Here is a 14,542-nt window from a genome sequence, read left to right as displayed (position 1 = left end):
CGAGATTTTTTATTACGTCTCGATGGCGATCCATCTTCTTTCCGCTGCGGATTGCTTGACGGCATCCATGACGGTCTGAACTTTCCAGCCATCGGCAAATGTTTATCCGGAGGATCGGATGAGCATATCCAAAACTTTCTGGTTTTCATATCCGTCGCGGAAATCCGGCAGCTCTTTCGTTCCTTCTCCACGAATCATGTTGAGGAAATCCTGGAGCTGGTTCAGCTCGAACCGTTCGGGGACGTTAAGCGTCTCCACATTGGAATCGACCTCTGCGGATCGCTTCCCCCAACGTCTCACCGTTTTCGGATGCTCGCAGTTCACTTGGATCGTCGCCTTTGTCCCGAATAGCGTAACTTCCAGATGGTTTCCGAAGCCGATCGCATTTCTCGATGTGGTGAACACCCCTGCCGCCCCGTTCTCGAAGCCGGCGACGAAAGCGGCGAAATCGTCAACATCGACCGTTCGCATTTGTTCCGAATCAGGCAGCCGTCTCTCCTTCACGAACGTCTTCATTACGGCCGACACATAAGCAAATTCGCCTGCGAAGTACCGGGCGGCGTCGATCATATGCGCGCCCAAGTCTCCCAAAGCGCCGGATCCCGACATCGTCTTGCTGAACCTCCAGCTGTACGGAGTATCGAACATTTCCGCCCCCCACTGCTGCAGGTAATTTGCCGAGATATGCCGAATATCGCCCAGTTCCCCTTGTTCGATCAGATGCTTGGCGTAACGGAACGACGCCACGTAACGGTAAGAGAAGCCGACCATACATGGAATCGGCGATTTCTCGTACTTCTCTTTGAGCAGCTCCGCCTCGGCGAAATCCACCGTAAACGGTTTCTCCGTCATGCACGGCTTCCCGTATTGAATGCATAAATCCAATATTTCCGCATGAAACTTGTTCGGAACGACGGAGACGATGCAATCGACGTTCGAATCCTGGACGATCGATGCATAATCTTGGTATCGCCTTGCTACACGCAGCTTATCGCCGACCGTGCGCAATAACTCGGCATTGACATCGCAAATAGCGGTAATCTCGGCTTCCGGTATTTCGGACAGCAGCCGGGCGTGATGGTTGGCCATGCCGCCCAGCCCGATCAAGCCGACTCTGATTTGGTGCCGGGTCATACCGATGTCTCCTTCTTGCTCTTGATCGTTTCCAGAGGAACCGCATTTCCGTAGACCGGAACCGGCGTATTTGCGGGAGCCGCCCATTTCGCTGCGTTGCCGATCACCTTTAACACATCCTTGCTGTAATAGGTCGGATACGTTTCATGACCGGGACGGAAGTAAAAGATTTTCCCTCTTCCCCTCGCATACGTCATCCCGCTCCGGAACACCTCGCCGCCCTCAAACCAGCTGACGAAAATAAGCTCGTCCGGCGCGGGCACATCGAAATGCTCACCGTACATCTCCTCTTTATCCAGCTCAATGAATTCGCCGATGCCTTCCGTAATCGGATGCGACGGCTGCACGACCCAGAGCCGTTCTTTCTCGTCCGCTTCGCGCCATTTCAGCCTGCACGTTCTCGTCCCCATCAGCTTGTTGAATATTTTGGAGCAGTGGCCGGAGTGAAGCACGATGAGCCCCATGCCGTCCAACACTTTACGGTGCACCTTGTCGACGATTTCATCCGAAACTTGGTCATGCGCGAGATGTCCCCACCAAATCAATACATCGGTATCATTCAACACTTGTTCGGTAAGACCGTGTTCGGCCTCGTCCATCGTAGCGGTGCGAATGGCGAAATCATGCGATTCCAGCCCGCGCGAAAGCGCCACGTGAATTCCTTCCGGATAAACGGCCGAAGCCGCCCCGCCCTTCCGCTCATGCACAAACTCATTCCAGATCGTTATTCTAATCAAGTTCATCCCCTGCTTTCGTCATGAATTGCTTTCATTGTACACAAGGAAAAAACCGATCCGGGAGAAATATATACACGAAATGGTGCAATAAATTCACTTGTTCGCAAGCAGCGCATCGATCTTGGAAGATGCTTCGTCCAAAGTTTCCCTTATATTACGCCCGCCCACAAATATGTCTTCCATCGCTCCTTCATATATTCGCTCAATTTCATTCCACTGCGGAAGGGGAGGCCGGTAAAAAGCATCCTCGACACCTTTCATAAAAGCGTCAATATACACGTTGTCCGTCCTGCCGATCTCATACTCTTGAAAAGCTTCCATATTCGTCGGAATTAATCCGGCTTTAAACATAACGGATTGCGTTTCTTTACGCATCATCCACCGGATAAACGTCCACGCCTCTTCCTTATATCGGCTTCCTTTCGTCAATACCAGGCTTTCCCCTCCGATGATAGATCCGTACACCCCGCCGGATGGGAATGGAGCCGCTTGCGTAGCTTTCAGCAAGTCCACCTTTAATATTTTCGTGTTTAGCAAAATGCTGTAATACCACGGTCCTTCGTCGATCATGAACAGCTTCCGGCCGGAGTGCACACCGGTCCATAAATCACCGTTTCCGGTGAGCAAATGCGGATTGATCACACCGTCACGATATAAGCTCACGAGTGTCTCTATCGCTTGCACGCTTTCATCGCTGTTAAAATACCCTTCCGTTCGCGTGAAATGCTCATCTGCAAGCCTTCCCCCCAATCCGAAGAAGTAGGGTAAGCTCGACCATAAATTAAGCTCGGCCATCCCGATGATATAACGATGTTTCCGGGCCGCGTCTACGACTTCCCGCATGGAGCTCGGAGGCGCGTCAAACCCCGCTTCTTCCAACAGCGTCCTGTTGTAAATAGCGGCCTTCGTATTGATATTGAGCGGTAAACCGTAGAAGCTGCCGCCGTACCGGTTCGTCTCCAGCATATGGTCGCGAAGCTGCATTGCAACGTCTTCAAAATCCGAAAACCGGTTTAACGGATACAGCAGTCCCCGATCCGCGAACCTCGGAACCCACGAATAATCCAGCCGGATCACATCCGGCGGTTTGCCTGCGGAAGCTCTCGCAATAAGAGCAGCTTGATATTCCTCGTTGGATGATTGGCGGACAGATTCGATATGAATGCCGGGGTACTCCCGCTCAAACTCAGGAATGACTTCCTGCTCGAACAGCCTCGTTTCTTCGTCGCTGTACGTATGCCATATGACGACGGTTTTTTGAGGTTCGTCTTCCAGCCTTTGAACGCCTGCAGCATTCTCTATGATTCCGGTATTCGCGCAGCCGACGGTTGCAATTACCGCCATCAACGCGAACGACAGAGCAATGATGAGCACTAAGCGCTTCCGCACGGCCCCTCCCCCTTACGATCTTAATATATGGTTATCTCTGTATTCGATCGGCGTTAATCCGGACATCTTCTTGAACAGCTTGCTGAAATATTTGACATCGTTAAATCCGGACCGTTCCGCCACTTCGTAAATTTTCAAATCCGTGCCGGCCAATAGCTCTTTCGCTTTTTCGATGCGCAAATGAATGATAAAATCGATAAAATTTTGCTCCGTCGTTTTCTTGAACAGAATGGAAAAATAATTTTTACTCACGTGCACGTAATCGGCAACCTGCTGCAGCGTCAACGGCTCAAGATAATGTTCCCGGATAAATTCCAACGCCTTGTCAACCGGATTGTGGGAGGCCAGTCTCTCCACATTGTCGGAATTGTGCTTTCGAAGCTCCAACGCTTGCTCTTCCAACAGCTCGCACAGCTCTTCCAACGTTTCGGACTTGAACATTCGATCGAACGATTCGACAAGCGCATATGGATCCGCAGAATGTTTAAACAGCATCGAAAGTACCCTGCATGCTTCTTCTTTCAACGCCGAAGGGGATTTGCCGCCGGACGACCACCTGGAGCGCCATCGTCCTATGATTTCGCACAGCTGATCGCCGCTATGGCTCGGAACCGTCTGAACCATCATCGGAAGATGCCGGTCGTCACGTTCAGCATTCCGGATCATCGATTCGTATCGATAAATGCCTTCTCCTTCAAAGAAACGTCGCCCGCATGCTGCTTTACTGTTGTGAAAGCACGACTTCACGCCGTCTGCGTCCTCGCCGGTATCATAACCGAGCGATACGGTCGTCCCTATTTCTTCTTCCAACGCCATTTTCAATAAAACCAACTCATTACTCAAATGTTCGCCGCCGCCCGGCAGCAAGAGAAACAATTCGTTCTCGGCCGCAGGGAATGCGATCCCTTCCGGAATGCGCCGGTATAACGCGTCAACCAGCTGATCGAGCACGATGGATTTATGGAGAAATCCATACGTTTCTTCCAATGCATTGACACGATTCAGCATGACATATACGGCTGCATACGGCTCATTCAACCAGCTGGGACTGTCCGCAGGAAGTCCATCCGATTTGTCGATCAAATACCGTTTCAATCCCTGCTCATAACTGCGTCTTCTCCGCTCCAGCTCTGCCGAGCGGACCCCTATAAGCCTGCTTTCCAAACGCGCTTCTTCCCGAATTTTTTCCGAACATTTCTTCACAACATCAAGCAAGTCTTCAGGCTCCAACGTCGGTTTCAAAATATAATCCGCTACGCCGAGTTTCAACCCTTCCCTTACATAATCAAATTCGCTGTAGCTGCTGACCAGAATGACCTTAAGTTGAGGATGGAACTCCAGAGCCCGGCGGGTCAATGTCAAGCCGTCCATCAAAGGCATCTTTATATCCGTAATAAGAATGTCTGCCGGTGCGGCTTTCATTGCTTCCAGCGCATCCGCACCGTTGGCATAATCGCCCGTGACCCGGAATCCCTCCCGTTCCCAATCGACAGAAGCTTTGATGCCGAAACGGATCACCGGTTCGTCATCGACGATGATCACCCGAAACATACTCCTCACTCTCCCGTCCGCTCTGGTTTAAGGTATAGAACAATTGTCGCGGTAGTACCTTCATCCGGCCGGCTGCAAATCGACGCCTCCGAACCTCTCCCGTAATATAACCTGATGCTTTCATGCACGTGTCGCAAGCCGATTCCGGTATTCCCGGACGAGACCGCTTCTTCCAACGTCCTTTCCAACAGCTGATTGCCCGGCTGCATACCTATTCCGTTATCCCGCACCGTGATGAAGACGGTACCGCCGCTCGATTTTGCATGAATATGGATTTCACCGTCCGTCCCCTTCGGAACGATTCCGTGAAAGATCGAATTCTCGACGAGCGGCTGAATCAGCATGCGCGGGATAACAAACTGCGCGGCATTCGCATCAAGCTCCACCTGCATCACGAACTTCTTGCTGTACCGAAGCTCGAGAATCGCCAAATACTTTTCTATAATTTCGAGTTCTTCTTCAACCGTAATGAAATTGCTCTTTTTCCCCATATTCGCTTCCAACAACCGGATAAGCGCGGAGATGCCGTCGTACGCTTTGACCGATTGATCGTATTTGATCAACCATCGCAGAGTGCTTAACGTATTGAACAAGAAGTGCGGATTGATTCGATGTGTCACCGCTCGCAGCTCGGCGTCCTGTTTCTGCTGCTGCTCAAGCTTCACTTGGTCCATCAACCGGTTGATTTCAACGATCATGCGGTTGAATTGGATGCTCATCAATCCCAGCTCGTCGTTGGAATGCACGTTCGTGCGTACGGTCAGGTCGCCTTGTTGAACCAGCCGCATTTGCTGCGTCAGCTGCTTGATCGGCCGTGTAACGCGATTCGCGAGCACGAGCCCGATCAATATGCCGACCAATGTAAACGCGGCGAACGACATAACAATATTATGGTGCAGCGCGTCCAATTTGTTGGTGATCTCATGCACCGGCACGATGCCGACAATGAGCCAGCCGTTGCTTAAGCGCTGCTTCACTCCATAGTAAGGCACATCTCCTTGCTTGAATTCGAACTCGACGAAATCGTTTCCCGTAATATGACCTCGCAGTTCCTTATTGGGGACAATCGTATTGATCAATGACGGTTCCGCATCGATCATAATTCGGCCATCCTCGTTTACCACAAAGAACCGGCCCGATTCCCCGAGCTTCATTTGCCGGATTTTCTCGATAATTTTTCTCCCGTTCAAATTTACGAGTATATAACCGATGTTCTCCATCGTGTCGAAATCCTTTAGAACTCTGGCGATCGGAAGCACCAGCTCCGTATCGTCTCCCCCGCCGCTGAACCGGTCCGCCGTCAGCCCCAACCAAACGAGTCCCCCGTCCATCCTCCGCGCTTCCCGCGCCCAATCGAGCGTATCCAGCTTGTACCGCGCCAGCTTCACCTTGGAAAATGTCCCGCTCCCCCAACCGTTCTCCGTATCTTTCAGAACATATAGCATGTTGACGGAAGAACTGGAGTATACGATGTTATTTAATACGCCTTTCAAATAGTCCTCGTTCTCTCTCCATTCTTTCAAATTCGCTTTCGCCAAGCCTTCGTCCGAAACTACTTTCTGAATGCGGAGATCGCTGTAAATCAAGTCGGACACATCGCTTCCGGCACTCAGTATGAACGACAACGAATCGGCGGCTTGCTTCGCTATTTGCACGGACGATTCTCTGACATTATTTTTCACGGTATTGTTGGACACCACATAGAACGAAGCGCTAGTGAACAATGCGGGGATCAGGATAACGATGACGAATGCTAGAATCATCCTTACGGCGAAACTGTTGTTCCATTTTATCGTTTTTTGCATCGCGACCTCCCCCCCTTCTCAGTTTACTACGCTTCGGCTTGAATCGCGGCGTGGGATTTACTGGAAATCCTACTCAACGCGAAAGACGCCTCTATGAGACGTCTTTAAAACCGGCGCCGGAAGTCCATTCCCGCTAATTGTCTTCGTAATCAATGACGATCACATCCCAATAATGCAAGTGGGGGACGGTTATATCAAGAATGCCGTTTTTTTGCGTAAAATTAAGATCGGTCGCCGATCCGCCGTAAAAATCCGGAGAAGCCATCCAGACGTTGCCCGCTATCCGGTCCGTCTTTAGCGAAAGCTTCACGTTTTGTTTTATCTGCGGCTCCGTCTGCGTTGCATCGGTGTCATTCCACAGCATGTGGCCCGCATCCGTAAAATTGATGAGATGCATGATGTCCATGTTCTCTTTTTGCTTGGCGAACATCCACACCTTGCCTTTCTCCGCTCCGCTCACGGCCTTCACTTCCAATTCGGCTTCCTGAACCTCGTCTCGAAGAATATTTTGGTAAGCCGTCAAAAAGTCGTAGTATCGAATCAGCTGCCGCTCCAACTCCGGCGTTATCGTTAAGTTCTTATGGGGGAAATATTCTTTGGACAGCATGTTCTCTCCAAGCTCGAGATGCGAACCTCCTGAAGCGAATATCACGGCATCGGTCAATAATACGCCCGGGGCATTAAATTCGCCTTGCGAATTGGAATGATTATAGTTCATATATGCGGCAAACACGGTATTGAGTTTGCCTTTGCTATACCTCAAGTTTTGATCGACAATCTGTTTCAAGTTCTTGTATTGCGGATGTCCGTTCCACACTTCCGTATATAGAAACTTCGCCGGAGCCTGCGAGGCGATAAACGCCTGCCCGTATTGGCCGACCGCATTCATCACATAGTCGACGTCAATGGCGCTTTTGGCCGCTTTAAGAAATGGCGCATACGCTGCGGCCAAGTTAACGCTCTTTCCGTCATAGTTCCAACGCGCCCCCCTGTCTCCCAGTTGGTCCACGTGCCAACCGTCGAACGGCAAGTGCCGGAACGTCTCTTTTTCTTTTTCAAACAAATAATTTTGCCACTCCGGATTGGACGGATCCATCAGGAAAATATCGCTTGCCCAGGAATCGGGAAGCGGATGCCGGTCCTGGTTTTTGTGGAGAGGATCTGAAAACAATCCCCACTCTTTCTTTACCCCGTCTTGTTCCGCATCTTCATAGGCGCCGAAAAGCAGATTATAGTTCATCGCTTTCATATTTTTGTCATGGGCCAAATCAATATAGCTTTTTACCGTCTCGAATGATACTTCGCGCTTCGCGATATCCGGCCATGATGCGGTTGGCTTACCGGACTCCGTCTTTAACGGAATATGGTGTTTCCATTGCCAATCGTAGAATTGGATGCCGTTGATATGGAACCGGTTCAGCCGCTCGATGACGGCTTCCCGCTCAGATCGCTCCATTGCCATGAAGTCGGCCAAATAACCGTAACGCGGGAATTTCCCCCAATCCGACGACACATCCACCGCAATGTTCGTATGATCGGCGATGTCGTCTCCTTGCTTTATAAACATCTCTGTCATGTAACCCGTATAATCTTCCGCCGGCGGCAACCATTCCCATTCGATCTCCGGAGCCCCGTTCCATTCGATTTCCGTTTCATCGACGGTACGATTCAGCTGTTTGTACCGTACGACCAGCGTCCCTTTCCCATCGCCTGCGTTCATCTTCACCTTATAGCGGACGCTATCACCCGGATTGTACCGGGATTTATCCGTTGCAACCGCTCCGAACAAATCGCCGTCTCCGGCATCTTGCGGTCGAATCGGATCGTTATTGAAGCATGCCGTAGCGGTCAGAGCAAGCATCGCCGCCGCAGCTGCCACCGCCGCCCTTCTCCAATGGCTTGTCATATCGTTTTTCACCTCTATGAGCTTTACCCTTTCACTCCGCCTTCATTGAAGCCGGATTGCACGAATTTCTTCTGGAACGTGACGTAGATCAGGATGACCGGCAGCAAGGCGATCATGGAAGCGGCAAAAATTTGCCCGTAGTTGGTCGCGTATTTATCGTTGAACATCATAATCGCAATCGGCAGCGTGCGAAGCGCTTCGCTCTTAATTAACGTCAGGGCGAGGAAATACTCTTCCCATGTTCCTTGGAAAATGAATATCGCAAGCGTACCCATGGCCGGCAGGGATTGCGGAAGGTAAATGTTCCAAAATATTCGCCAGTTTCCGCCGCCGTCCATCAGTACGGATTCCTCCAATTCCTTCGGTATGCTTTCGAAGAACCCCCTAAGAAAGAAGACGTTTCCGACCACGCCTCCAGCGATATATACGAGCCACAGGCCGGAGTACGTATTTACAAGTCCGAGATCCTTCACAATGACGAACGTCGGTATAATGTTGATGACGGCCGGTATCATCATCGTCAGCAGGAAGAGACGGAAGATGAATTCTTTCCCCGGAAAAGCGAAGCGTGCGAAACCGTACGCCGTCAACGCGCCGAGAAACAAGGAGCCGGCCATCGCGACGGAAGTGACGATCACGCTGTTCATGAAATAATTTACGAAATTGTTTTTGTTCCAGACGGTGACGTAGTTTGCAAAGTTCGGCGTAACCGAAAACACTTCATGCGGTTTCGGCAACGTGTTCGTACCCAGAAAAAACGTGGTCAAGATCATATAAATGAATGGAAATACAAACAGAAGGGCGCCTAGGACGATAATAACGTATACCGCGATTTTTCCTGGCATCGAAGTGTTCATATGGCATCTCCTTCCTAGAACATTCTCTGTCTTCCTATTTTCTTCATCTGCGAATAGGTGAGAACAAACACCATGATTCCCATCATAAAGCCCATCGCGGAAGCCGGCCCGAATTTCATATGCTCGAAAGCCTGCGTATATATCAAGCTCGGTATGACCTGTGTTTGGTCCATCGGACCGCCTTTCGTAATGAAGTACACTTGTGGGAAGAAACCGAACGCTCCGTTCACCAGATTGATGATCACGAAGATCGTGATCGGTCTCAACACAGGAATTGTAATTTGCCAAAACCTCTGCACTGCTCCGGCCCCGTCGATGTCCGCCGCTTCATAAAGATCTTTCGGGATGCCCTGCAGCGCTGCCAAATAAATGACGACGCCCCAACCGACGGTTTTCCAAATATGGAACAGCCAAATCATGATCATCGCCGACCAATAGTTGCTTCTCCAAGAGACGGCTTCCGGCAAAATACCCAACTGCTTGTGCAACATGTAATTGACAAAGCCGCCGTCCCCGTCAGCGAACAAATATTTGAACAGAAGCGCAACGATGATCCATGACGTGACGATCGGCAAGTAGTAGATCGTTCGAAAAGCGATTTTATACTTTACGAATTTTGCATTTATCAACACGGCAAAAAATATCGCCAAAAACCAGTTGAAGGGCACTGTGGCCGCAACGTTAAGAAACGTATTGCGCAGCGCAATCAGAAATTTGCCGTTCGGATCTTGAAACACCTTCACATAGTTGTCGAACCCGACCCACGTATTCTTTGCGTTCGGCATAATGCTGAAGTCCTGAAAGCTGATCATGATGTTTTTAATCATCGGGTAGATGACGAAAACCGCCGTACCCGCAAAACCGAGCGCCACGAAAGGCAAGACGGCCAGCCATTGCTTCATTCCGACGGCAAACTTGCTCTTCTTTGGTTTCAGATTCGCATCGCCGCCGGACAACATCACTGCATTGGACATATCACGCATCCTCCCTTCTATCGAAATGAAAGCTACTTCACCGAAAGCAATCGGATCGGTGAAGTAGCGGATAGCCAAGCCGGAGGCTGAGTCTTATTTAAGAATGGCCTCGATTTGTTTCGCCGCTTCGTCAAGCGCTTCCTTCGGTTTTTGCTCGCCGCGGATCGCTTTTTCAAAAGCCAGATTGAAGATCGTTTCCATCTCGCCCCATTGCGGTAACGGAGTGCGCGGCAGCGCGGTTTCGAGCTGTTTCACATATTCGTCGATAAACGGGATATTCATCTCTTTCATCGCTTCCGCCGCCTCTTTATTTGTCGGAATAAGCCCGACTTGCGCCATCATTTTCTGCGGTTCTTCCGTCAACATCCATTGCGCGAACGTCCACGCCTCTTCCGGATGCTTCGAGTTTGCGAAGATGACCAAGTTTTCTCCGCCGATGACGGAACGGCTGCCGCCCGGTCCTTCCGGAATCAATCCGCGTACCGTTTGAGTCATCGGATCAAAGCCGCTGTTTTGTTTTTCCGTCTCGCTATTTAGTATGCTGTAGAACCAAGGGCCGTCGTCGGCCATCAAATATTCCCCGCTCTTTAACCCGTCCCACATTCCCGGCTCGCCGCCAAGCAGCACGGGAACGACCAAACCTCTTTTGTTCCAATCCACGATAGTTTCCAGCGCTGTCACGCTTTCCGGGCTGTTGAGGAACCCTTCGACTTTGGTATAGTCATCGTTCGTGATTTTGCCGCCAAGGCTCCAAAACCACGGCCCCAATCCCCAAGCGTGCATTCCGGAAACGCCGATTCCGTACTTGCCTTTGCTTTTCAACGTTTCGGCAGCTTTGACGAGTTCGTCCATCGTCTTCGGCGCTTCCGTCAATCCTGCTTCTTCCAATGTCGCTTTATTGTAAATCGCGATTTTCGTGTTGGTGTTGAGCGGTACTCCATAATAGCCGCCGTCAAATGTATTGGTTGCCATCGGCCCTTCGAATACGCTGTTCTCCACCTCGTCGAAACCGGGCATTTCAGCTAAGTTTTTCAAAGCGCCTTGAGAAGCGAATTCCGGAACCCATACGATATCCATGCGCATCAAGTCCGGAGCCGCATCGCCGGCCACGCCCGCAATCACCTGCTGCTTTAATCCCTCATACGGCATCCGGGTCAATTTCAATTCGATATTCGGATATGCTTTCTCGAATGCGGGCTTTACTTGTTCTACAAGCACCTTCTCTTCCGAGTCGCTATAAGTGTGCCAGTACTCGATCGTTGCTTTTTGTTTCGCTGCATCTGTATTTCCGGCGGATGCCGTTCCCTCCGAAGCTTCACCGTTTCCGGAATCTCCGATGTTAGAGGCGCCGCCGCATGCCGCAAGCGTGAAGACCAGTATTAACATCAGGATGCCAATCGGTGTTTTTCTCAAAGTCTGCATCTTTATATCCCCTCTCGAAATTTTGAATACAACATAATTATGAATCGAGGCCGGATGTTCGGTAACCGTTTTCATACTGAAAAAGGTGTCGTATTTATCGATTCCGTTCAACAATCGCAGCTAATGCTTACGATTTTTTTGTGAACGGTGTCTTATTTTCCTGCCGCAACGTAAAAAAGAACACCCCGGCAATGCCGGGATGTCCTGGAGGGATAAGTTACTTTTTAATTAATTCCGCGATCGTCAATCCTCTGTGCGGAATCGATTCGCCGTTGCGAACAAGCTCGCGATATCGACCGCTATACATGAAAAATTCGGTGAGGTAAGCCTGTCATCTACTCCATACGTTTCCAACAAACGGTACCGGTCGTCATCCAGTACGAACTGATCAAGCGTATAAGTGACAGGGTCTACCACCCAATACTCCTGTACACCAAATCTTGCATAAAGTGCGCGTTTTGTGATTTTATCCCTGCTTCCTGTGCTGGGAGACAGCACTTCAGCCAATAAATTGGGCGTTCCTTCAATCCGGTTGTTTTTAATAATATCTATGTTTTCGTTTGTAATATATATAAGATCGGGTTGAACGATATTGTTTTCATCCAGTGTTACGTCCATTGGTGCAAGCAGTATAACTCCATTCTGATGACAGGTTGACCGTAGAGCGGTATAAAGTTCCGGCAAAATTAGTTGGTGATCAACCTTTGGAGATGGCTTAAGGTCATAGCGTATCCCATCAATAATTTCAAATCGTTCAAAGTCATAATTTGCGGTTTGCTCCTGCATCTTTGTTGGCGGCTTATCCTTTTTCTTCATAATGCGCACCTCCTGTCGACATTATAATGAAACACCTCCTTTCATCGTTTCGATGTAGAGAGGTGTTTCGCTTTGTTAACCGGCTGCATGTTGATTCGCCTTTTGAGACTCGTCGAAATCTTCCGCTTGTTTGTTCTGGATGATTGAAATAAACGGCTCGATAAATTGAGGGTCGAACTGTTTTCCGGCATGTGTTCGCAGCTCCACAACCGCTTCTTCGAACGTCTTCGTTTTTTGGTACGGCCGCTCCGTCGTCATCGCATCGAACGAATCGAGAATACAGAGGATGCGGGCGAGCTTCGGAATTTCCTCCCCCTTCAAATTGCGGGGATACCCGGTCCCGTCGAAACGTTCGTGATGCAGTTCGATAAGCGGAAGAAGCTCCTTGAATTTATCGTTGGTGGATGCGATCTCTTTCCCCCAAAGAACGTGTTTCTTCACCATTTCCCACTCGTCTGTCGTTAGCTTCCCTTTCTTATTCAACACATCGCGCGGTATTTCCAGCTTGCCGATATCATGGATCAACGCACCGAGAACGAGCGTCTTCTTCTCCGCATCGGTAAGAGGGAGCATGTCGCACATCTCTACCGCATAGCGGTACACCCGTTTGCTGTGCTGGAATGTGTAGACGTCTTTCGAAAGGAAGATGCTCAATTGCTGCTCGATTTCGCGCAAATCTTGTTCAATGTCGATCGTTCTTTGAAGCAGCGAATTATCGTTGTATATATGGACGTTGTTTTTTCCCTGGGCTTTCGCATAATAAAGCGCTTGGTCCGCCCGGTCGATCAATTGATTTTTGTCGTAAATATCCTTGGAATACTCGACGACACCCGCCGAGAACGACAAGCACCCATGAGGGAATAATTCGACTCCATCAAAGTAAGTGTCGTTTACCGTCTTTCGCAGTTTGTTAATATATGTAAAAGCATCGTCCGCTGAAGCACCTGGCAAAATAATAGTGAATTCTTCTCCGCCGTAACGCGCAACGACAAAGCCGTCTTTCTCGCAATATTCCTTTATCAAGTTCCCGAAAAATTCGAGCAGCAAGTCTCCTTGTAGATGTCCATATGTATCGTTATATTTTTTGAAATCATCAAGATCAAGCATCCCGAGAGAAAATGTTGAATGATCCCTTTTGCTTTGCTGCAATTGCTTTTCCAGCTCTTCTTCAAAGTATCCGTGGTTGAAAAGCCCGGTTCTTTGGTCTTTGATGGCCCGTTCGGCAACACCACTGTAAAGTTCGAACAACAATCGGAATGATTTGGAGATCAGCACCGAAATACACATAAACAGAAATAATCCAAATAAACCGTTGTTTTTGATGAGAATCGTAAGCACAAGAGATAACAAAAGGGTACTTAAGTAAGCCGAAAGAGACTCTTTAATCATTCCATTCAAAATAGAGTAGTATTTGTTCTTTGTTAGAAAATAACTATAAATACTTATTAAAAACGTATTCACTGTGAAGTAAAGGCTTAGACAAACTGCATAAGTATATATGTTTTGAGGATTCAATATACCCACTTGTCCACCTAACAGTGAGAATGTATTCCAAGAAATAAATATCATTATGGAGTACATGGAAAAGTTGGCCAGATGTTTCCAATAAGCTTTCTTTCGATTTAATAGATAATAAACGATATAACTAAGTAATAAACAGTATAGGGTCATATTGACACCGTAAACAAACATTGTCGCCAATATTACAGCTGAATCCATAGATTGTTTCGTTCCGCTAGGTGGAAGCTGAAACGTTAAATGGTTCAGTGTGACAATTGCCGCAATTAAAGAATAGAGGAGTACCCACTCCTCCAGCTCCCTAACAGGAAACTGATAATAAAAAATAAAGCATGAAATTCCGGCTAGAGATAATAAGAATATATACAAATTTTGTGGAACTGCTAATTTAGCTGCGCTATGCCATTTCACACTGATTTCTCCCTCCTAAGAG

11 protein-coding genes are annotated in these 14,542 nt (G+C 49.0%); all 11 read right to left on the bottom strand.

Going from position 1 to position 14,542, the window contains the following annotated elements; genetic code table 11:
* Positions 1-102: 102 nt before the first annotated feature.
* Positions 103-1,134 carry a Gfo/Idh/MocA family protein gene (locus tag JET16_RS15775; protein WP_199617351.1) on the bottom strand — a complete coding sequence of 344 codons (1,032 nt, stop codon included), beginning with the start codon at positions 1,132-1,134 and terminating at the stop codon, positions 103-105.
* Positions 1,131-1,871, bottom strand: a complete 741-nt coding sequence (locus tag JET16_RS15770) for a ThuA domain-containing protein (RefSeq protein ID WP_199617350.1) — start codon at positions 1,869-1,871, stop codon at positions 1,131-1,133. The genes JET16_RS15775 and JET16_RS15770 overlap by 4 nt, the downstream gene beginning before the upstream one ends.
* Before the next feature lie 93 nt (positions 1,872-1,964).
* Positions 1,965-3,260: an extracellular solute-binding protein gene (locus JET16_RS15765; protein ID WP_199617349.1), complete on the bottom strand. Its 1,296-nt coding sequence runs from the start codon at positions 3,258-3,260 to the stop codon at positions 1,965-1,967.
* 12 nt (positions 3,261-3,272) lie between these two features.
* On the bottom strand, positions 3,273-4,811 hold the full coding sequence (locus tag JET16_RS15760) for a response regulator transcription factor (protein WP_199617348.1): 1,539 nt from the start codon (positions 4,809-4,811) through the stop codon (positions 3,273-3,275).
* Between the two features lie 5 nt (positions 4,812-4,816).
* Positions 4,817-6,616: a cache domain-containing sensor histidine kinase gene (locus JET16_RS15755; protein WP_199617347.1), complete on the bottom strand. Its 1,800-nt coding sequence runs from the start codon at positions 6,614-6,616 to the stop codon at positions 4,817-4,819.
* Positions 6,617-6,749: 133 nt separating this feature from the next.
* The gene (locus tag JET16_RS15750; RefSeq protein ID WP_199617345.1) at positions 6,750-8,522 is read right to left on the bottom strand and encodes a glycoside hydrolase family 66 protein; all 1,773 of its coding nucleotides are present in this window, start codon (positions 8,520-8,522) and stop codon (positions 6,750-6,752) included.
* Between the two features lie 23 nt (positions 8,523-8,545).
* Complete coding sequence (locus JET16_RS15745) at positions 8,546-9,379, bottom strand: carbohydrate ABC transporter permease (RefSeq protein ID WP_233531682.1); 834 nt, start codon at positions 9,377-9,379, stop codon at positions 8,546-8,548.
* Between the two features lie 14 nt (positions 9,380-9,393).
* A complete protein-coding gene (locus JET16_RS15740) occupies positions 9,394-10,353 on the bottom strand; it encodes a carbohydrate ABC transporter permease (RefSeq protein ID WP_199617343.1) in 960 nt (319 codons plus the stop codon).
* Positions 10,354-10,446: 93 nt separating this feature from the next.
* Complete coding sequence (locus JET16_RS15735) at positions 10,447-11,775, bottom strand: extracellular solute-binding protein (protein ID WP_199617341.1); 1,329 nt, start codon at positions 11,773-11,775, stop codon at positions 10,447-10,449.
* 243 nt (positions 11,776-12,018) lie between these two features.
* Positions 12,019-12,591 carry a Uma2 family endonuclease gene (locus JET16_RS15730; protein WP_199617339.1) on the bottom strand — a complete coding sequence of 191 codons (573 nt, stop codon included), beginning with the start codon at positions 12,589-12,591 and terminating at the stop codon, positions 12,019-12,021.
* Between the two features lie 75 nt (positions 12,592-12,666).
* On the bottom strand, positions 12,667-13,878 hold the full coding sequence (locus JET16_RS15725; RefSeq protein ID WP_233531680.1) for a diguanylate cyclase: 1,212 nt from the start codon (positions 13,876-13,878) through the stop codon (positions 12,667-12,669).
* Between the last annotated feature and the right edge of the window lie 664 nt (positions 13,879-14,542).

This window comes from Paenibacillus alkalitolerans (assembly GCF_016482785.1).
Taxonomy (GTDB): domain Bacteria; phylum Bacillota; class Bacilli; order Paenibacillales; family YIM-B00363; genus Paenibacillus_AE; species Paenibacillus_AE alkalitolerans.
The sequence above is the reverse complement of the archived record's forward strand: the minus strand, read 5'-3'. Positions and strand labels throughout refer to the sequence as shown.